The organism is Burkholderia sp. BCC1993 (assembly GCF_905339865.1).
Classification (GTDB): Bacteria; Pseudomonadota; Gammaproteobacteria; order Burkholderiales; family Burkholderiaceae; genus Burkholderia.
The window spans coordinates 160,361-180,444 of record NZ_CAJPGZ010000001.1; the positions used below are offsets into that span (position 1 = coordinate 160,361).

General features: G+C 69.6%; 18 protein-coding genes. 10 read left to right on the forward strand and 8 right to left on the reverse strand.

Annotated elements, in window-relative coordinates:
- Nucleotides 1-32: 32 nt before the first annotated feature.
- On the reverse strand, nt 33-1,283 hold the full coding sequence (locus U4Y91_RS00735) for a YbfB/YjiJ family MFS transporter (RefSeq protein ID WP_321802564.1): 1,251 nt from the start codon (nt 1,281-1,283) through the stop codon (nt 33-35).
- A gap of 261 nt (nt 1,284-1,544) precedes the next feature.
- On the reverse strand, nt 1,545-2,090 hold the full coding sequence (locus U4Y91_RS00740) for an RBBP9/YdeN family alpha/beta hydrolase (protein ID WP_321802566.1): 546 nt from the start codon (nt 2,088-2,090) through the stop codon (nt 1,545-1,547).
- Between the two features lie 117 nt (nt 2,091-2,207).
- Here U4Y91_RS00740 and U4Y91_RS00745 point away from each other — a divergent pair, with 117 nt between their 5' ends.
- From U4Y91_RS00745 to U4Y91_RS00755, 3 genes are all read left to right on the forward strand, one after another.
- Nucleotides 2,208-2,663 (forward strand): Lrp/AsnC family transcriptional regulator, encoded by a 456-nt coding sequence (locus tag U4Y91_RS00745; RefSeq protein ID WP_321802568.1) that lies wholly within the window; start codon nt 2,208-2,210, stop codon nt 2,661-2,663.
- A gap of 366 nt (nt 2,664-3,029) precedes the next feature.
- Nucleotides 3,030-3,152: a hypothetical protein gene (locus tag U4Y91_RS00750; protein WP_006752127.1), complete on the forward strand. Its 123-nt coding sequence runs from the start codon at nt 3,030-3,032 to the stop codon at nt 3,150-3,152.
- 58 nt (nt 3,153-3,210) lie between these two features.
- Nucleotides 3,211-4,164: a leucyl aminopeptidase gene (locus tag U4Y91_RS00755; protein WP_321802570.1), complete on the forward strand. Its 954-nt coding sequence runs from the start codon at nt 3,211-3,213 to the stop codon at nt 4,162-4,164.
- Between the two features lie 8 nt (nt 4,165-4,172).
- On the opposite strand, the gene U4Y91_RS00760 is transcribed toward U4Y91_RS00755, so the two are convergent.
- Both U4Y91_RS00760 and U4Y91_RS00765 read right to left on the reverse strand, forming a co-directional pair.
- Nucleotides 4,173-4,682 (reverse strand): N-acetyltransferase, encoded by a 510-nt coding sequence (locus tag U4Y91_RS00760; protein WP_321802572.1) that lies wholly within the window; start codon nt 4,680-4,682, stop codon nt 4,173-4,175.
- 52 nt (nt 4,683-4,734) lie between these two features.
- Complete coding sequence (locus U4Y91_RS00765; RefSeq protein ID WP_321802574.1) at nt 4,735-5,778, reverse strand: AraC family transcriptional regulator; 1,044 nt, start codon at nt 5,776-5,778, stop codon at nt 4,735-4,737.
- Nucleotides 5,779-6,112: 334 nt separating this feature from the next.
- Between U4Y91_RS00765 and U4Y91_RS00770 the strand changes: the two genes are divergently transcribed.
- The 5 genes from U4Y91_RS00770 (at nt 6,113) to U4Y91_RS00790 (ending at nt 12,062) form a co-directional block, all read left to right on the forward strand.
- Nucleotides 6,113-7,840, forward strand: coding sequence for a choline dehydrogenase (locus U4Y91_RS00770; RefSeq protein WP_321802576.1), 1,728 nt, complete (start codon nt 6,113-6,115; stop codon nt 7,838-7,840).
- Nucleotides 7,827-10,304 carry a flavin-containing monooxygenase gene (locus tag U4Y91_RS00775; RefSeq protein ID WP_321802578.1) on the forward strand — a complete coding sequence of 826 codons (2,478 nt, stop codon included), beginning with the start codon at nt 7,827-7,829 and terminating at the stop codon, nt 10,302-10,304. The genes U4Y91_RS00770 and U4Y91_RS00775 overlap by 14 nt, the downstream gene beginning before the upstream one ends.
- Before the next feature lie 187 nt (nt 10,305-10,491).
- Entirely contained in the window at nt 10,492-11,046 is a 555-nt protein-coding gene (locus U4Y91_RS00780; RefSeq protein WP_321802580.1) for a protein tyrosine phosphatase, read from the forward strand.
- Between the two features lie 357 nt (nt 11,047-11,403).
- The gene (locus U4Y91_RS00785) at nt 11,404-11,736 is read left to right on the forward strand and encodes a type II toxin-antitoxin system RelE/ParE family toxin (protein WP_321803139.1); all 333 of its coding nucleotides are present in this window, start codon (nt 11,404-11,406) and stop codon (nt 11,734-11,736) included.
- Nucleotides 11,733-12,062 (forward strand): addiction module antidote protein, encoded by a 330-nt coding sequence (locus tag U4Y91_RS00790; RefSeq protein WP_321802581.1) that lies wholly within the window; start codon nt 11,733-11,735, stop codon nt 12,060-12,062. The genes U4Y91_RS00785 and U4Y91_RS00790 overlap by 4 nt, the downstream gene beginning before the upstream one ends.
- A gap of 15 nt (nt 12,063-12,077) precedes the next feature.
- On the opposite strand, the gene U4Y91_RS00795 is transcribed toward U4Y91_RS00790, so the two are convergent.
- The gene (locus tag U4Y91_RS00795; protein WP_321802582.1) at nt 12,078-14,096 is read right to left on the reverse strand and encodes a VTT domain-containing protein; all 2,019 of its coding nucleotides are present in this window, start codon (nt 14,094-14,096) and stop codon (nt 12,078-12,080) included.
- 102 nt (nt 14,097-14,198) lie between these two features.
- Entirely contained in the window at nt 14,199-14,651 is a 453-nt protein-coding gene (locus U4Y91_RS00800; RefSeq protein ID WP_321802584.1) for a hypothetical protein, read from the reverse strand.
- A 307-nt stretch (nt 14,652-14,958) separates the two neighbouring features.
- On the opposite strand from U4Y91_RS00800, the gene U4Y91_RS00805 reads away from it, so the two are divergent.
- Nucleotides 14,959-15,606, forward strand: coding sequence for a response regulator transcription factor (locus U4Y91_RS00805; RefSeq protein ID WP_321802586.1), 648 nt, complete (start codon nt 14,959-14,961; stop codon nt 15,604-15,606).
- Nucleotides 15,603-17,417 (forward strand): sensor histidine kinase, encoded by a 1,815-nt coding sequence (locus tag U4Y91_RS00810; protein WP_321802588.1) that lies wholly within the window; start codon nt 15,603-15,605, stop codon nt 17,415-17,417. The genes U4Y91_RS00805 and U4Y91_RS00810 overlap by 4 nt, the downstream gene beginning before the upstream one ends.
- 171 nt (nt 17,418-17,588) lie before the next feature.
- Here the strand turns inward: U4Y91_RS00810 and U4Y91_RS00815 are convergent, their stop codons facing one another.
- Together U4Y91_RS00815 and U4Y91_RS00820 are read right to left on the reverse strand one after the other, a co-directional pair.
- Nucleotides 17,589-18,899, reverse strand: a complete 1,311-nt coding sequence (locus tag U4Y91_RS00815; RefSeq protein ID WP_321802590.1) for an MFS transporter — start codon at nt 18,897-18,899, stop codon at nt 17,589-17,591.
- A gap of 116 nt (nt 18,900-19,015) precedes the next feature.
- Entirely contained in the window at nt 19,016-20,041 is a 1,026-nt protein-coding gene (locus U4Y91_RS00820; RefSeq protein WP_321802592.1) for an ABC transporter substrate-binding protein, read from the reverse strand.
- Between the last annotated feature and the right edge of the window lie 43 nt (nt 20,042-20,084).

Genomic DNA, 20,084 nt, shown 5'->3' on the forward strand with positions numbered 1-20,084 from the left:
TCGGGCTCGCCTGACGTTGCGGGGCCAGTCGGCTACGCCGACGCCCTCAATGCACGCTGTCCGGCCGCGAGGACCGCGCCCGCGAACAGCGTCAGCGCCGAATAGACGAGCCCGCGCGCCAGCCCCGCGCTGTCGGACACCCAGCCGATCGCGACCGGCCCGGCGATCTGCCCGAACGCGAAGATCGTCGTGAATGCGCTGATGCCCTTCGCCCAGCCTTCCGGTGGCAGGTTGTGGCGCACGAACGCGGTCGTCGACGCGACCGCCGACAGGAACGTCGCGCCGAACAGCACGCCCGACGCGAACGCGGCCGCCGGATGCACGAACAGCGCCGGCATCAGCGTCGCCACGCCGAGCAATGCGTTGAGCACGGCCAGCGCCTGGCCGCCGCGCATCCGGTCGAGCAGCCCCGACCACAGCCGCGCCGACACGACGGTCGCGACGCCGAGCATCACGTAGAACGCGGACACGACCGTTCCGCTCATCCCCGCGCCGCGCAGCAGCGCGACGATGAACGTCATGTAGCCGATGTAGCCGACGCCGAACAGGCCGTAGCCCGCGAGCGCGAGTGCGAAGCGCGCGGGGCTCGTGCTCGCCACCGGCGCGGCAGCGTCACGCCGCGCGGCCGGTGCCGCATGCGCATGCTCGATGCGACGCGCCGCCGACACGGCGATCGCCGAGCACAGCGCGCATGCGAACGCGAGCGCGAACCATGCCGGTTGCCAGCCGTGCGCGCGCTGCGCGAGCGTCGCGGGCACGAGCAGCGACGACGCGACGATGCCCCACCCGGTGCCGCCGTAATAGAGCCCGAGCAGCAGCCCCGCGTCGCGCGGCGCTGCGGACGCGAGCCGCGCGGCCAGCACGCCGCCGCTGATGAAGATCAGCGCGCTGCCGACGCCCGTCGCGAGCCGCTCGACGAGCAGCGCGTTCATGCCGGACGTGAGCCCGCATGCGGCCATCAGCACCGCGGTCAGTGCGCAGCCGGCCGCCAGCAGCGTGCCGGTGCGCCAGCGGCGGGACAGCAACGGGAAGACGAGCGCGCCGATCAGGTAGCCGGCCGCGTTGGCCGTGTTCAAGGCGCCGGCCTGCGCGAAGGTCCAGCCGAGATCGGCCTTCATCGGCGGCAGCAGCAGTGCATACGAGAAACGCGCGAGACCGAGCGCGATCGCGCTGCCGAGCGACAGGCAGATCGCGAGCCGCCACGCGGTCATGCGGTCGGGTTCGGTGGCGCCGGCGTCCTGTCGTGCCGGGCCGGCGTGCTCCGGTTGCGGCGCTGCGCGCATCGCGGTGTCTCCATCGTGGTTCGAGGCCGGTACGGGTACGGGGCCGGCCACGGGGCCCGCAACGTCAACGCGGCTTGACGGCCGCGGGCCGTGGCGTCGTCGACGCGGAACCCGTGTCGTGGCCGGGCGCCGATCCCGATGCCGAAACCGGTGCGCCGATCGGCCGATGATACTTGACCGGTCATGCGCCCGGCGTGCGCCGGTGGCGGGAATGCCGTGCGCACCGCCCGGAAACCGCGGCGCGCCGACACCCGGCCGCCGCTACGCCCCCAGTCCAGCGCTAAAGGCGGTGAAAAGCGCGCGCCCCTCGTCCCACTCCGCCAACCCGGAAGCCGCGTTCAAATGGCCGCGCGCACCGAGCACCAGCGGTTTCGCGCCGCGTTGCGCCGCCCATGCGACCGCTCGCCGGGACGGGTCGTACGGATCGTCCGAACTGGCGATCGCCACCGCCGGCCGGGCGCCGAAATCCGCGTCCGGCACATGCGCGAACGCCTGCGCGGCAACCGGAAAACGCGGACCGTCCGGATCCGGCACCGCCACGAGAAACGCCCCGTGCACCGGGCGCGTTGCAACGGCACGCCAATGCGCGAACAACAGGCACCCGAGGGAATGGCAAACCACGACCGGCGGCGTCCGGGCCTGCGCGACGGCCGCATCGAGCGCCTCGATCCAGTCGGCCAGGTCGGGCGTATCCCACGACGCCGGCGCAATGCGTGTGGCGCCCGCAAGCGCCGTCTCCCAGTGAGTCTGCCAGTGATCCGCGCCCGAGTTGCCGATCCCCGGCACGATGACGATGCTTCGCTCCATTCCCGTCTCCATGAACATGTGAGCGCCCAGTCTGCTCCGCGGGACTGCCGCACGGAATGGCAAGTCATCGGATATTGAGACAAAATCCCGATGAATTGACGGAACAGGAAAACGGAGATGCCCGACGGAGAACTGGATCGCCTGGATATTGCGATCATCGAAGCGCTGCAGGAGAATGCGCGCACGCCGTTGTCCGAAGTCGGCCGGCGCATTGGCCTGTCGCAGCCGGCGACGTCGGAGCGCGTCAAGCGCTTGGAGGAGCGCGGCATCATCGCCGGCTACACCGCGCGGATCGATCCGGCCGCGCTCGGCCTGGGGATGACGGCCATTATCCGGCTGAGAACGACGCACGAGCACATCAAGCCCGCGTTGAGTGCGTTTGCCGAGATGCCGCACGTCATCGAGGTTCACCGGATGACCGGGGAGGACTGTTTCCTGCTGAAGGTGCTCGTGCCGACGCCTGGCCAGCTCGAAACCCTCATCGACACGATTGCCCGCTTCGGCGCGGTCACGACTTCACTGGTACTCCGGTCCGAGCCGGTCAAGCCGCTCGGCAAGGCGCTGCTGGGCTGAAGCCGGCAATGGTGCGGCGTCGCGCCGGAATCGATCGCGAACGATGCAAATCGAAATGATCCGCGCAATTGGCTTAATGATTTAAAAAATCCATAATCCGACTAATCTGCCACGGCCCCGATATTCGATAAAAAATCCGGGCCTTCGCGATTCGATTCATTCGCCTGCATTGCGCGATGTGCCGCTGATTGGCGCGCATGTTTAGCACGCCGCGGCTAAAAATCTTGCGACGCATTGCATTCACCAAATCATCAGACTAATATCGACGCCACTCGTCCGGTATTCAAAAAACATCGGATGAGCCGCGGTAATCCCGTTACCGCGCTTTCATGTTGAATCGCTCATGTTCACCACAGGAGAATTGACATGCAGGAAACCCGGCAGATCGAATTGCTTGACTGGATGCAGGAAGACACGCACCCCGAGGCCGTCGACATGATGGTCGAGGATGCCGTGGTGCCGTTCGGCACCGCGCTCTGGCCGGTCTGAGCGGCCAGCCCGTTCCCGCGGAAGGGCCGCGGCCCTTCCGCCGCTTCCGGAGACACGCATGCTGAACCTGCACCGCGCGCTGGGGTATCACCCGGCGCTGCGCGACAAGCTCGCACGCGGCGAGACGGGCAAACTGCTGGTCGGCTACGACAGCCGCAACCGCGACACCGCGTTGCGCGCGTTTTCCGCCCTGCCCGACTCGTTCGACGCGACGATCCTCTGCCTCGACACCACCCCGCCCGCCGATATCGCCGCCGCGCTCACGCACGCGGACCTGTTCGTGCTGCTGTACGACTCGTCGTGCCTGCCGACGCCGTCGCCGAGCGGCCCGCCGTTCCTGGCCGCGATCCGTCCCGCGATCGTCAGGCACTGGAGCAAGTCGGTGCTGTTCAAGGATTACGGCCCGCATCTCGACGAGGCGTTCGCCGAATCGCTCGACGACATCGCCGCGCGCAACGGCCGGCTGATCGAAGCGGCCGCGCGCGCATCGCAGATCCATTTCATCGACGAAGCCGGCAACACGCTGACCGGCTCGCTTGCGCCGGACCAGAAATGGACGAGCGTGGACGGGATGGGCAATCTCGACGTCGTGCCCGGCGAGATCGCGACACACATCACCGACCTGCACGGCTCGATCGTGTTCAGCGGCACGTTTCTCGGCACCGTGCCGTTCGCGATCAAGTACCGCGTGACGGAGCGGCTCGCGACGCTGCATGTCGAAGACAGCCTGATCGTCGATTTCGACAGCGACGACGCGGGCTTCCGGCGCGACTTCGCGTCGTATCTCGACCGGCACGACAATCACCGGCGCATCGAGGAATTCGGCATCGGCACGAACCTGGGCATCCGCGGGCTATACGGCCGCAACGCCGGCTTCGAGGAACGCCATCCGGGCCTGCATCTCGGCCTCGGCGGCGGCGCGAACGGCAGCCACCACCTCGACCTGATCTTCGCGCGCGGCACGCTGGCGTTCGACGAGCAGATCGTGTTCGACGGCACGTTCGCCCTCTGACCGCGGCATCAGGCGTCGGCGGCCGCCGCGTCGCCAAGCCACTTGAACATCACGAAGCAGTCGACGAAGCCGAGCCGCGCGTGACGATACGCGCGCGGCAGGCGGCCGACGATCTCGAAGCCGAGCTTCTGCCACAGCGCGACCGCCACCTCGTTCGTCGCGACCACCGAATTGAACTGCATCGCGAGGAAGCCGCGTTCGCGCGCCACCTGCTGCGAGTGCTCGCACATCAGGCGCGCGACGCCCTTGCCGCGCGCGGCCTCGCTGACCATGTACCCGCAGTTGCACACGTGATTGCCGGGCCCGGCCGCGTTCGCCTTCAGGTAGTACGAGCCGAGCAGCACGCCATCCTCTTCGGCGACCCACGTGCAAAGCGGCGCAGCGAGCCACAGCGCGCGGGCGGCTTCACGTGTGGGCGCCGGATCGAATGCGTAGGTCTCCTGCGCGGCGACGATCGCGTGGTACGTGGGCCAGAAGCGGGGGAAGTCGTCTTCGGTCATCGGGCGAAGCGTGATCATGCGGATCCTTTCGTGAAGGAGTTGGGGAATGCGCGCGTGGCGCGACACTGCGTCAGGGCGAGCCGCCGTCGCGCAGCAGGCCGCTGCGATACGTGCCGGGCGGCACACCATACCAGCGCTTGAACGCCTGCGAGAAACTCGACAGGTCGCTGAAGCCGAGCCGCTCGGCCACTTCGGTCAGCGACAGGTGCGCATCGCCGAGCAGCGTCTCGGCCATCGCGCCGCGCGCCTGCGCGAGCAACACCCGGAACGTCGTGCCTTCTTCCTGCAGCCGGCGCTTCAGCGTGCGCGGGCTCGTGTTCATCAGCCGCGCCATGTCCTCGAGCGAGAACGGCACGTTGCCGGGCGTCGCCGTCAGATATTGCCGCACCATCTCCGACGTGCCGAGCCGCGCGCGCCGCGCTTCGACCAGCTGGCTGCACATCTGCTCGCACATCGAGACCGTCAGCGGGTTCGCATGCGGCAGCGGCCGGTCGAGAAACGCACGGTCGAATGCGAGGCTGTTCGCGCGCGCGCCGAACGCAGGTTCGACGCCCGCGATGCGCGCTGCGGGTGCGAACGCGGCTGCGCTCGCCGCGCTCGCGGCCTGCATCGTGAAGCGCGACAACGCGAAATCGCCGCCGCCGATTTCCTGCAGCAGCACGGCCGCAGCCGCCATGTCGCGTTCGACGAGGAACCGGCTCAGGTCGGCATCGAGCTCCGGCGCGCCGAAATTGAGCACGCCCGTCTGCGGTTCCTCGCGGTACGTGATCACCGTGAACGCATACGTGAGCGGCAGGATGCGCATCGCGAGCGCCAGCGCGTCGCGCGCGGTCGCGCTCGCGATCAGCCCGTAGCCCCACACGCCGTACGCGGAGAAGTGATAGCGCTGCCCGACTTCGAACCCGAGGCCCGGCGCGCGCCCGAGCGCGCGCAGCAGGTTGCCGGTCAGCCGCAGTTCCTGCGCGGCCGTCACCTCGACGTTCGGATCGTCGAGCTGCGCGTCCGCGAGCCCCGTACCGGCCAGCAACTTCGCGCGCGGCACGCCGCGTTCGTCGCCGAAATCGACCAGCAGCCGCGCGCTGGCCGGACTCCGGGTGAAGTCCCAGAAGCTCATGCGGAGAAACCCTCGAAGCGCCGATTTGGCCCAAATACTAAAACAATTGTCCCGAAGCAGCATTGGTGTTTTCCCATGCGGCCCGCACCATCGGCGTCATCAGTCGTCGCCCGAACGACGTCAACGCCCCCGGAGGAGACACCATGCGACCGAGTCGCCCACCCGACCTCACAGCCCGCTGCGCGCATCGCGGGCCACGTCCGCCCGCGCCGTGCGAGTTCGGCAACGACGTCGTGCGCCGTTCCGGCACCGCGCCGCGCCGCCCGCCGCTCGGCAAGCCCCTCGATCCGCCGGCGCGCATCGCTTGACCCATCGACCATCGGGAGACGATTTCATGAGCAAGACTTTCGACTACATCGTCGTCGGCGGCGGATCGGGCGGCTGCGTCGTCGCGGGGCGCCTCACCGAGGACCCGGCCGTCACCGTCTGCGTGCTCGAGGCCGGCGGCCGCGGCGACAACGCGCTCGTCAACGTGCCGACCGGCGCGGTCGCGATGCTGCCGACCCGCATGAACAACTGGGCATTCGACACGGTGCCGCAGCCGGGGCTCGGCGGGCGCATCGGCTATCAGCCTCGCGGCAAGGCGCTCGGTGGCTCGTCCGCGATCAACGCGATGGTCTACGTGCGCGGCCATCGCGTCGATTACGACGGCTGGGCCGCGCTCGGCAACGAAGGCTGGTCCTACGACGACGTGCTGCCGTACTTCCGCCTGAGCGAGCACAACGAGCGCTTCGACGACGCCTTTCACGGCCGCGACGGCCCGCTGTGGGTCAGCGACCTGCGCACCGGCAACCCGTTCCATGCGCGCTACCTGGAAGCGGCGCGACAGGCCGGCCTGCCGCTCACCGACGATTTCAACGGCGCGCGGCAGGAAGGCGTCGGCCTCTATCAGGTCACGCAGAAGCACGGCGAGCGGTGGAGCGCGGCGCGCGCGTACCTGCTGCCGCACGTCGGCCACCGCGACAACCTGACGGTCGAGACGCACGCGCAAGTGCTGCGCATCCTGTTCGACCGCACGCGCGCGACGGGGGTCGAGGTGCGGCAGCACGGCGAGGTTCGCACGCTGCGCGCACGGCGCGAAGTCGTGCTCGCGGCCGGCGCGTTGCAGACGCCTCAACTGCTGATGCTGTCCGGCATCGGCCCGGCCGCCGAACTCGGGCGGCTCGGCATCCCGGTTCGGGCCGACCTGCCCGGCGTCGGCCGCAACCTGCAGGATCATCCGGACTTCATCCTCGGCTACCGCGCGCGCAGCGTCGACACGATGGGCGTGTCCGCGCGCGGCGGGCTGCGCATGCTGCGCGAGTTCGCGCGCTTTCGCCGCGAGCGGCGCGGGATGCTGACGTCGAATTTCGCGGAAGGCGGCGGCTTCCTCAAGACGCGAGCCGACCTCGATGCACCCGACATCCAGCTGCACTTCGTCGTCGCGCTCGTCGACGATCATGCGCGCCGGCTGCACGCCGGCCACGGACTGTCGTGCCACGTGTGCCTGCTGCGGCCGCGCAGCCGCGGTTCGGTCACACTGCACAGCGCCGATCCGCTCGCCGCGCCGCGCATCGACCCCGCGTTCTTCGACGATCCGCGCGATCTCGACGACATGGTCGCCGGCTTCCGCATCACGCGCCGGCTGATGGAGGCGCCGGCACTCGCCGAATGGATCACGCGCGACCTGTTCACCGCGAACGTGACGACCGACGACGAGATCCGCGACGTGCTGCGCCGGCGCACCGACACCGTGTATCACCCGGTCGGCACGTGCCGGATGGGGCGCGACGCGCTCGCGGTCGTCGATCCGCAATTGCGCGTGCATGGCGTATCGGGGCTGCGCATCGTCGATGCGTCGATCATGCCGACGCTGATCGGCGGCAACACCAACGCGCCGACGATCATGATCGCAGAGAAGGCCGTCGACCTGATCCGCGGCGAGCGGCGTGTGCCGGTACACGCCGCTGCCGACACCGAACGCGAACCGGCCGCCGTGCCGGTACATCGCGACACCGTTCCCGCGTCGTGCGCGCCGCACGATGCGATCCTGCCCGAGGAAAACCGCCATGTCGTCGCCTGAAGCTTCCCGTCCCGCCGCACCGGCCGCGCCGCTGTCGGCGATCATCATCGGCGCCGGCTTCGCCGGCATCGGCATGGCCGTCGCGCTGCAGCGCGCCGGCATTCACGACTTCGTGATCGTCGAGCGCTCGCACGACGTCGGCGGCGTGTGGCGCGACAACCGCTACCCGGGCGCCGCGTGCGACGTGCCGTCGCATCTGTACTCGTTCTCGTTCGAGCCCAACCCGGACTGGTCGCGCGTGTTCGCGCCGCAGCCTGAAATCCATGCGTACCTGCAGCATTGCGCGCGCAAGTACGGCCTCGCACGCTACCTGCGCTTCGGCGCGAACGTCGAACGCGCGCAGTATGACGAGGCCCGTGCGCTGTGGCATGTCACGCTCGCCGACGGCACGACGCTCAGCGCTGCCGTGCTCGTCAGCGGCACCGGCCAGTTGAGCCGCCCCGCGATGCCGGACCTGCCCGGCATCGCCACGTTTCGCGGCCGCGCCTTCCACTCCGCGCACTGGGATCACGACTATCCGCTCGCGGGCAAGCGCGTGGCGGTGGTCGGCACCGGCGCGTCGGCGATCCAGTTCGTGCCCGCGATCGCCGGCGACGTCGGGCGCCTCGTCGTGTTCCAGCGCTCGCCGGCCTACGTGATGCCGCGTCCCGACCGCGCCTATCGCCCGTGGGAGCGGGCGCTGTTCCGCCGGCTGCCGTGGGCGATGAAGCTGCATCGCGCGTCGATCTACGTGCGCTACGAGTCGCGTGCGATCGCGTTCACGCGGCTGCACGGGCTGATGGACATCGCGGTCGGCCGGCCGTTCCGCAAGCTGCTCGCGCGCGACGTGCGCGACCCGGCGTTGCGCGAACGGCTCACGCCCGACTATCCGATCGGCTGCAAGCGGATCCTGCTGTCGAGCGACTACCTCGCCGCGATCGGCCGCGACAACGTCGCGCTCGTCACGCAGCGCATCCGGCGCGTGACCGAGACCGGCATCGAGACCGACGACGGCGTGCACCATCCGGTCGACGCGATCGTCTACGGCACCGGTTTCGCGGCGACCGCGTTCCTGTCGCCGATGCGCATCACCGGCCGCGACGGGCTCGACCTGAACGACGCCTGGCGGCGCGGCGCGCAGGCGTATCTCGGGCTCACCGTGCCGGGCTTCCCCAACTTCTTCATGCTGTATGGCCCGAACACCAACCTCGGCCACAACTCGATCGTCTACATGCTCGAAAGCCAGATCGCGCACGTGATGCGCTGCGTGCGCGCGATGCGGCGCGACGGCGCGTGCGCGATCGACGTCGATCCGCGCCGCTACCGGCGCTACAACACGCATGTGCAGCAGCGGCTCGAAGGCTCGGTGTGGAGCGGCTGCAAGAGCTGGTACGTCGACGCGTCGGGCCACAACAGTACGAACTGGCCCGGCTTCACGCTGACCTATCGATGGATCACGCGCTTCACGGGGCTGTCCGCGTATCGCTTCACGCAGCCGTTGCCCGGCACGGCGACACCCACATCACCCCCGACGACGACGCACGGTGCCGTCGTCGCGCCGCCCGCCGGCCGCGTGGAAGCACTCGCCGCGGCGTCGCTGCGCGGCTTTCTGCGCGTCGCGTTCCGGCCGCTGATCGGGCCGCCGTTCGGCGCGCGCATGCAGCGCCGCGTCGTCGCGCTGCTGTCGCCGCTGATGCCGGGCGCAGGCGGCACGCTGCGCTACCGGACGTCCGCCGCCGGCGTGCCGGTCGAAGTGATCGCGCCGAAGCGCGGCGACGCGGGCGGCGCGATCCTCTATCTGCACGGCGGCGCGTTCTGTCTCGGCGGCCCGCATACGCATCGCGGCGTGACGACGCGGCTCGCGACCGAAGCCGGCCTGCCGGTGTGGGTGCCCGACTACCGGCTCGCGCCCGAACACCCGAGCCCGGCGGCGCTCGACGACACGCTGGCCGCATACGATGCACTGCGCACGCAAGGCTACGCGCCGCACCGGATCGTGATTGCCGGCGATTCGGCCGGCGGCGCGCTCGCGCTGGCGCTCGCCATCGCGCTGCGCGAGCGCGGCGAACCCGCCGCGGCCGCGCTGCTGCTGATCTCGCCCGTGACCGACCCGACGCTCGGCGGCGACACGCTCGCATCGCGCCGCCGCGACGATCCGATGATCCGTCGCGGCTGGCTCCAACAGGGGCTGCGCTGGTATCACGGCGCGGGCTCGACGGCGGCGCCCAGCCCGCTCGACACCGACCTGCGTGGACTGCCGCCGATGCTGGTGCAGGCCGGCGACCAGGAAGTGCTGCTGTCGGACGCGCAGCGACTCGCGACGCATGCGCTCGCCTGTGGCGTGCCGTGCCGGCTGGAGATTCATGCCGCGCGCTGGCATGTGTTTCATCTGCAGGCGTTCTATCTGCGCTCGGCGCGGAACGCGTTGCGCACGCTGGCGGGATTTGCTGCGCGGCGGGTGGCGGCGACGGCGGTGGCGACGTGACGATCCGGTGATGCCGGCGATCGAGGCTGCGGAGCGCGGCTGCCTCGATCGGCCCGCTTGCAACAATGCGACACCCTCTTGCCAAAACCGGCCGTTTATTTTTTTCCGGCATGCGCGGCCGGCATGATCTCCGCAAGCCTCGGCGTCGTGCCGCGGCGACGACCACCCCACCTTGGCGGAGACACCAATGAAAAAAGACCACATCCTCAAGACGCTTGCGCTGCTCTGTTGCCTGGGCGTCCAGTGCGCGACGTCGGCATTCGCGGAGGAACCGAAGAAGGTCGCGTTCGTCGATACGGGCAATACCGGACGCAGCGTGATGGCCGAAGCGATCGCCGGACAACTGATCGCGCAACGGCACGCGCATATCGCCGTGATCTCGCGCGCGGTCGACGAGGATCCGTATGACGAGAAGCCCGAGGAAAACGGTGTGATCCTGATGAAGCGGCGCGGAATCGACACGTCCGCGCATCGTTCGGTGCAACTGAATGCGAACGACGTCAAGCACTCCGACGTGATCCTGACGATGACCGACAAGCACAAGGAGAAGGTGCTCACGCTCTATCCGTCGGCCGCCGGCAAGGTCTTCACGCTTGCCGAATACGCGACCGGCGTGCACAAGGACGTGCCCGACGCGTGGGGCAAGCCGATCGACTTCTACGAATCGGTAACCGCGCAGCTCGACACGTTCATCCCGGCCGCGCTCGACAAGGTCGCGACGGCCGCGCCGGCGAAGCAGTAACGCAGGCCGGACTCGCCGGGTCGACCGTCGCGTCACGCGGCGGCACCGGCGGTCCGATCGTTTGAGCAGTCCCTCCCCCGCACGGCGCGTTTCCCGTACGCGCCGACGAGATCGGCCGTTCTGCCGAATCGTCATCCCACGCCCCGAATGAAAGAATGATTTTCGTTCGGGTAACCGGTCTCACCGCCCGACACCCCGAGCCACGAAGGCACTGCAGGCATTCCCGCGCAGCGCCTTCGCGTCGTGCTTCGTCTCGATTCGGCAGTCGGCCCGCGTGCGTTTCACGTCATCCGCCGCACCGGGCCAACAACGCAATCACGTCGATATCCATACCCTTCATGTAACTTATAAGCTACAATTCTCTCCAAGTTCGAACGGCTTCGCTATCAGCGCGCCGACGGTCGCGAGCCTTTCACCGAATGGTTGAACGCCGTGCGCGACAAAGTCGCCCAGGCGCGGATTCGCGAGCGGCTGCGCCGCGTGCAGACCGGAAATTTCGGCGATTGCGAGCCCGTCGGTGCAGGTGTGATCGAACTGCGCATCCACGTCGGTGCCGGCTATCGCGTGTGCTTCGGCCGGTACGGCAGTGCGCTGGTGCTGCTGTTGTACGGCGGCGACAAGCACAGCCAGCCCGACGACATCAGGCATGCGAAGGAACACTGGTTGGACTGGAAACGGAGGCAAGCATGAACAAGCTCAAAGGCGCGGTATCGCACCACGACGCGGAAGTCGCCGAACTTGGTGCCGACCGCGAGCTCGCGGTGGCCTATCTGCGCGTCGCGATGGAATCGCTCGACGATCCCGACAACCGCGCGGCCGCGCTGCTCGCGCTGCGCACGGTCGCGGAAGCGTATGGCGGGCTCGGCGCGGTCGCGGCCGAAGCCGGCATCAGCCGCGAATCGCTGTATCGCACGCTGTCGCCCAACGGCAATCCGACGCTGAAAACCCTGCTCGCGGTGCTCAAGACGGTCGGCCTGCGCCTGTCCGTCGTCCCCGCGCAAGCGTCGCACGCATAACGCAGCGCACGCGCTTCAAGGCTGCACCATCCACACGAGCAGCACCGCGGCCGGCGCCCCGCTCATCCCCGCCGGCGGCCGCGCGAGCGTCGGCTCGACCTGCAGCGCCTGCGCGATCGTCGCCGCATCGTCAACCGTCGTCGTGCGCACGACCGTCATCAGCCGTGCAGGCCGATGCAGCGTCTCGCGATACAGCGCGCCGTACCACAGCGGCCGCGTGCCGAGCGCATCCTGCAGCGCATACGGATAACGCCACAGCCGCAGCACGAGGCGGCTGTCCGGACGGGCCGGATCGACGCGCACGAACACGCGGCGCGTACTTTCGCCGTGCGTGTAGCGCGGCAGCACGGGCAGCGCATCGGCCGGCGCCTGCGGCAGCAGCCACCGCAGCGCGGTGGCGGCCGACCACGGCGTCGCGCGCTGCCAGCCGGCCAGCGAAAGATGGCGGTCGAGCGTGTCCGACGTCGCGCACCATTGCAACGGCAGATATTCCTCGCGATCGCCGCCGATCTCGGTGCGCCGCGTCGGCACGCGCTGCCACCCGCTGCGCATCCATTGATCGACGGTCATCGCGACGACGTCGCCCACGTGCGGACGCGCCGCGCGATCGAGCTGCCATTGCGCGGGTACGGTCCAGACGCCGGCCGTCGCGAGCACGACGAGCACCGCGACGAGCGCGCCCCGCGGCTGCACATGCTCGCGCACCTGCCAGTACGCATAGGCGCCCGCCAGCACCGCGAACCACGCGAGCCCGAGGCTCCAGCCGCCGAGCAGACCCGACAGCCACGTATCGCCGACGTACAGCCGCGCGAAGCCGCCGAGCACGATCCACAACACGACCGCGGTCACGACCGGAATGCGCCACAGCGCCGGCCGGTCGCGCGTGATCACCCAGCCGATGCCGCTGCTCGCGAGCATCGCGAACGCTGCGTCGGCGTCGGGCAGCGGCACGTGCAGCGCGCCGGGCGGCAGGCTCGCGGGCGTCGTGCCGGGCACGCCGGTGCCGAACGCCGGCACGAGCACGACCGCGATGCCGACCGTCGCGAGCCACCACGCGGACGTCACCCAGCAGCGATGGATCATCAGCCAGACCAGGAACGCGGCCGCGACGATCAGCCCCGTATCGTGTCCGTGCAGCACCGCGAGCGCGCGCATCGCGGCATCCACGGGCGGCGTGCGCAGGTCCTGCAGGAACGCATACACCGTGATGTCGGCGTGCATCAGCGGATCGTTCGCGACGACGTCCTGCACGATGCCGGCAAACAGCCACACGCAGCCGACGAACAGCAGCGCGAACACGGGCACCGCGCCTGGCAGGCGGCGCCCCTTCTCGATCGCGTCGTGCAGCCAGCCGCCGACGCGCGGCCAGCGGCGCGCGCATGCATGCACGGCCGCGCCGGCCACGCGGCGCAGCAACGGCCAGCCGCGCCGCAGCGCGACGCGCACGCCGATCCACACGAGCGCGACCAGCGCGGCGATCACCAGCAGGATCGCGGCGACCCGCACGCTGATCGCGGCGGCCAGCACCGCCGACGCGCCGAACAGGATGCCCGGCACGACGTGCACGGGCGCCCAGATCAGCGCCGACACGACATTGACCGGGTAGAACGACCGACGCGGCAGCGTCGCGCAGCCGACCACCACCGGCACGACCGCGCGCACCGGCGCCAGGAAGCGCGCGAGCACGATGCTCTTCGTCCCGTGGCGCAGCACGAACTGCTCGCCGCGCGCATAGGCATCCGCGTAGCCCAACCGGACCCACCCGTTTCGAATCGCGCCGCGGTAGTGGCGTCCGAGCTCGTAGCTGATCCCGTCGCCGAGGATCGCGCCGGCGGCCGCGACGCCGATCGTCGTCCAGCCGTCGAGCGCGCCCGCGCCGATCAGCGTGCCGGCCGCGAACAGCACGGCACCGGCCGGCACGACTGTGCCGATCAGCGCGATCGCCTCGGCACAGGCGGCGGCGAACACGACCGCCAGCACGAGCGCCGGATGCGCGCCGATCGCGCCGAGCCATGCGTGGATCGTGTCGCTCATCGCAGGCCGCGCGGCGTGGCGGCGCGGCGTGCCTGCACCGGGCCGGCGGTGGCGTGGGGAAGGTTCATCGGCGTGTGTGCGCGGTCGCGCCGGCGGGCGGCGTCAGTCGAACTCGTGCTGGCGCGCGTCGGCCTCGAGCGGCGCGTCGTGGTAGCCGACGGTCGCGATCTCGTGCAGATAGCGCGCGAGAAACGCGCCGATCGACCCGGCTTCCTCGTACTGATGCACATGGCGGAATTCGTGCGTGAGCAGGCGTCGCGTGTCGTGGCCGCGCAGCACGAACACCGCATGGCCGAGCGTGAGGCCGATCGTCCCCGGCGACAACAGGCCGGTGTCGCGCGCGATCGCGCCCAGCGCCGGCGTGTCCGGGAACGGCAGCCGGTCGGCGACCACGACGCGGATCCGCTCCGGCCGGGCGACGCCGACGGTACGCGCGTCGTCGGCCTGCGCGGACGTCAGCGGCACGCCCTGCGCGAGCCCGTGGGCCGCCTGCGCGTCAGCCCACGCGACGGCGTCGGGCAACGCGGACGGCAGGATGTCGGCGAGATCGATCATCGTGGCGGCTCCTCGGGTCGGGACGGTGCAATCGGGCACCAGTTTATCTCTGAATCAGGGCGGTCCGCGACGCATGCCGCCCGCCCGACGGCGACCATTCTTCGGGAATACCCGCCCTATCTGGCCCTATCGCCTGTACCATTTCACGCCGATTATTTCGCTTCAAGACAGATTCGACACCCTCGTGTCTCAAAAATTTCGCGCAGGTGCACCATTTTTGGTTTCGGCGGAATATATTGGTCAGAAGAACGGCCGCGGCGTCTACCGGCGGAGCAGCCCGCGGCATCATCCCGAAGAGGACCGCTAGATGATCAGGGTAATGCTGGCTGACGATCACGCAGTCATGCGGGACGGACTGCGTCACATCCTGGAAACGGCCGGCGGTTTCGACATCGTCGGCGAGGCGAGCGACGGCGCGGCCACGCTCGCGCTGGCCGAGCGTCGCGCCGCCGACGTGCTGCTGCTCGACCTGTCGATGCCCGCGCCGACCGGTATCGAGCTGATCCGGCTGGTCAGGACGCATGCGCCGTCGCTGCGCATGCTGGTGCTGACGATGCATGCGGAGACGCAGTACGCGGCGCGCACGTTCAAGGCCGGCGCAACCGGCTACCTGACGAAGGACAGCGCGACCGCCGAACTCGTCGAGGCCGTCACCAAGGTCGCGGCGGGCGGCGTGTACGTGAGCCGGTCGGCGGCCGAAAGCCTCGCGCGCACGCTGCGCGCGCCGGCCGACATGCTGCCGCACGAGCGGCTGTCCGCGCGCGAACTCGACGTGATGCGCCGCATCATCGCAGGCCAGACGGTCACGCGGATCGCGGCGGAACTCACGCTGAGCGCGAAGACGGTCAGCACCTACAAGACCCGCATCCTCGAGAAGATGGAGCTGCCGCACGAAGCCGCGCTGGTGCGCTACGCGATGCGCCACGATCTCGACCTCGGCGTCGACGACGCATGATGCCCGCGTTCCGCGTCCGCTCCGCCGCCCCCGACGACGACGACGACGCGCCGGATCCGTCGCGCCTGTTCATGTCGTCGCTGCCGCCCGACCGGCGCGAGCGGCGGCTCGCGATCGCGACGGTGATCGTGTCGGCCGTGATCTTCGCCGCCCTCGCACCGTTCGCGGGCGTGCCGCTCGCGCGCGTGTGGGGCTTCATTCCCGTGTACCAGTCGGCGATCGTGATCAACGACATGGTGACGGCCGGCCTGCTGCTCGGCCAGTACGCGATCCTGCGCGAGAAATCGCTGCTCGCGCTCGCGGGCGGCTACCTGTTCACGGGCTTCATGGCCGGCACGCACATGCTGACCTTTCCGGGGCTGTTCTCGCCGACGGGCCTGCTCGGCGCGGGCGAACAGACCACGGCGTGGCTCTATCTGTTCTGGCACGGCGGCTTTCCGCTGACGGTCAGCGCGTACGTGCTGCTGCGCGCGGCGGCGCGCGCGCGTCCGCCGTCGCTCGAGCAGCGCCGCGCGGCGATCCCGATCCTGCTTTGCATCGCGTCGGCCGCGGGCGCGACCGTCGCGCTCGCGCTGCTCGCGACCGCCGGCCACGACCTGCTGCCGCGCATCATGCAGGGCAACCGGATGGCGTCGACGATGACGCACGCGATCACGACCGTCTGGGCACTGAACCTCGCGGCGCTCGTGTTGATGTGGCGGCTGCGGCGCCGTCATTCGGTGCTCGATCTGTGGGTGATGATCGTGCTCGTCGCCTGGCTGTTCGACATCGCGCTGTCGGCGATGCTGAACCACGGTCGCTTCGACCTGGGCTTCTACGCCGGGCGGACCTACGGCCTCGTCGCATCGTGCGTCGTGCTGTTCGCGCTGCTGTTCGAGAACGGCCGACTGCATGCGCAGACGGTGCGCGCGCTGGCCGGCGCGCGCTATCAGCACCTGCTCGTCGTACAGAAGAGCGCGCAGCTCAACGAGGCGAACGAACGGCTCGAGCAGCGCGTCGCGGCGCGCACCGCGCAGTTGAGCGCGTCGAACCGCGACCTGCGGCGCGAAGTCGAGGAGCGCGTGCGCGCGGAGCGGGCGCTGCAGGCGTCGCGCGAGGAGTTGCGCGAGATCGCGGCGATCAGCGCGACCGCACGCGAGGCCGAACAGCGCCGCATCGCGCGCGAACTGCACGACGAACTCGCGCAGACGCTCGCCGCGCTGAAGAACGATCTCGAATGGCTGCTCGACCGCGTGCCGCAGGACGATGCGCCGCTGGCGCGCAAGATCGCGGCGATGCATGCGCTCGCGCGCGGCGCGGTGACGGCCACGCGGCGCATCGCGTCCGACCTGCGTCCGCTGATGCTCGACGACCTCGGATTCGCAGCCGCGATGCAATGGCTCGTGGAGGACTTCCAGCGCCGTCACGGCATCGCGTGCGCGCTGCACGTCGAGCCAGGCGAATTGCTGCTCGACGAACCGTATGCGACGGCCGTGTTCCGTATCGCGCAGGAAGCGCTCGCGAACGTCGCGCGGCACGCGGCCGCGTCGAGCGCGACCGTGGCGCTCGTCTACCGTGACGAGACGATCGCGCTGACGATTCGCGACGACGGTGCGGGCTTCGATCCCGGTGCGCCGCGCAAGTCGGCATCGTTCGGGCTGGTCGGCCTGCGCGAGCGCGCGTATCTCGTCGGCGGCACGCTGCGGATCGATACGACGCTCGGCGAAGGAACGACGGTGGAGGTGGATATTCCGGTGGCGTCGGCGCATGTGGCGATTGCGCATGACGGACGGGGGACGTCGCGGGCGGAAGAGGTAAGGGCGAAGCAGTAGCGGCGGTGTGCCGCTGCGGGGGTCAGTGGTAGTCCTCTTCCCGCCGAAGCACGGACATCGCCGTCGTTTTCATTACGCTCTCCATGCATCCGGAACGCATGCACGGTAGCACATCGGCGCGATCGCCAGCAGGGACTGCGCGACACCGCAGCCCCCGGACGCCGCCGTCCATCACGCCCGCGCCGCCACCATCCCCCGCTCCGAGCGCGTCCACGCGACGAGCGCGCCGATCCCGAGCAGCGCGAGGCACACGATCGGCACGATCATCGGCCCGAACGCCGTGCCCGTCACCTTGCCCGCGAACGGCATCAGGTTCTGGCTGAAGAAGCCACCGAGGTTGCCGATCGAGTTGATCGCCGCGACGCTCGCCGCCGCCCGCGCGCCGGTGAAGTAACGCGGCGGCATCGACCAGAAGCACGGATACAGCAGCGGGATGCACGCCCCGCCCAGCACGAGCGCGACGAAGCGCAGCGGCGTCGACGGCAGCACGAGGCTCAGCAGGAAGCCGAGCGCGCCGAGCGCCGCGACGATCGCGATCGTGCGCAGGATGCTCTTCGCGCGGCGCAGCTTCGACGGCAGCCACACCAGCAGCACCACCGCGAGCGCCCACGGCAGCATGCTCAGCAATCCGTTCGTACTGCTCGACACACCGAACGATTTCACGAGCGTCGGCAGCCAGTACGTGACGCCGTACAGCGACGTCGACATCAGCATGTAGGTCGCCGCGAACAGCATCACGCGCGGATCGAGCAGCGCCTTCCACGGCTGCGCATGCTCGGCCTGCGCCGGCTTCTCGCGCTCCAGCGCGGCCGCGACGATCTGCTTCTCGCGTTCGTCGAGGAACGGCGCCTCGCGGAACGACGCCGGCAGCACGCGGAACACGACGATCGCGACGAGCACGGCCGGGATGCCCGTCGCCACGAACACCCACTGCCAGCCCGCGAGCCCCCACACGCCGTTCAGGCTCAGCAGCACGCCGCCGACCAGCGAGCCGAGCATGTTCGCGAGCGCGCTGCCGAGCGTGAAGATGCCGAGCACCTTCGCGCGATAGCTCTGCGGGAACCACAGCGTCAGGTAATAGATCACGCCCGGATAGAAGCCGGCCTCCGCGATCCCGAGCAGGAAGCGCAGCGAACAGAACGCGGGCATCGACGTCGTGAAGCCCATCAGCACGGTGATGAGGCCCCACGTCAGCATGATCCGCGCGAGCCACACGCGTGCGCCGTAGCGATGCAGCGCGAGCGTGCTCGGCACCTCGAACAGCAGGTAGCCAATGAAGAACAGCGACGACGCGAGACCGAACGCGGCCTCGGTCATCCCGAGGCTGTGCACCATCTGCAGTTTCGCGAAGCCGACGTTCTGCCGGTCGATGAACGCGATCAGGAACATCACGACGAGGATGGGCATCAGGCGCCGCGCCATCTTCGACATGATGCGCTGCTCTTCGGCGGACGCGGGGTCCAGGGTTTCGGTGGCATTCACTGCGGGCTCCTCCGTGAAGCGGTTGCTTGTCGGTTGAATCGGCGCCGCGCGCGATGAATGCGCGGGCGCGGTGGGGTTCGATGAAATCGGGATCCGGAAACGGATGGCCGCCGTCGTCAGCCTGTCCGGTAGTCGTCGAGCATCGGCGCGAACATCTCGTGCCACGCGCGCGGCTTCGCCTTGATCGTGCCGGCGAGATACAGGAATTCGACGTAGTCCATCAGCTGGTTCGGCCGCACCGAGAAACGCGTGTCCGGCGCGGCGAGCATCTGCATCACGTCGTCGTGCGACACGGCGACACCCGACGAGGCCGCATACAGCGCGGCCGCCGCGCGCGGGTCCTGCGCGATCAGGCGGTTCGCTTCGTCGAGCGCGCCGAGAAACGCTGCGGCCAGCGCGGGCTCCGTATCGACGAGCCGCTTCGGCGCGAACACGACGTCGAGCGTCAGCGGGCCGAGCACGTCGACCGAATTCACGACCCGATGAATGCCCGGCTGCCGCAATTCGAGGGTCGAGAACGGTGGCGACGTGAAGTGCGCGGTGACGCCGTTCTCGCGGTGGATCAGCGCCTGCATCGCCTGCGGATGCGGCAGGTTCACGGCGATCGAGTCGAGCTGCGCGAAATGCCGCGCGCCGAGCTGCCGGCTCGCGACCATCTGCAGCACGACCGCCGACAGCGACGTACGGATGCCCGGCACCGCGATCCGGTCGGACGGCATGAAGTCGCGCAGCGACGTCAGGCCCGGACGGTTCGCATTGAGCGACAGCGATGTCGTGGACAATCCGCTGATGCCGATCACCTCGACGTTCGGAATCCCGCGCGCCCGCGCCCACAGCTCGATGAAGCCCGGTGCGCCGGCACCCGCGAAATCGAGCGTGCCGGCCATCATCGCGTCGTTGACGGAATTGCCGCCGTCGAGCAGCACCCAGTCGACCGCGACATCGCGCAGGCCGTGCCGCGCCGCATGCCGCTCGAACAGGCGCTGCTTCTCCATCACGAGCAGCGGCAGGTACAACACGCCATAGCCTTTCGAGATCCGCACCGTGCGCGGCTTCGCACGCACCAGCGACGGCGCCCCGAGCGCGCCCAGCATGCCGAGGCCGGCGGCGAGCAACGCGCGGCGGCGGGGCGACGTCTTCATGCGCATGCCTCCGTGCGGCGCACGACCAGCGGCAACGCGGCAG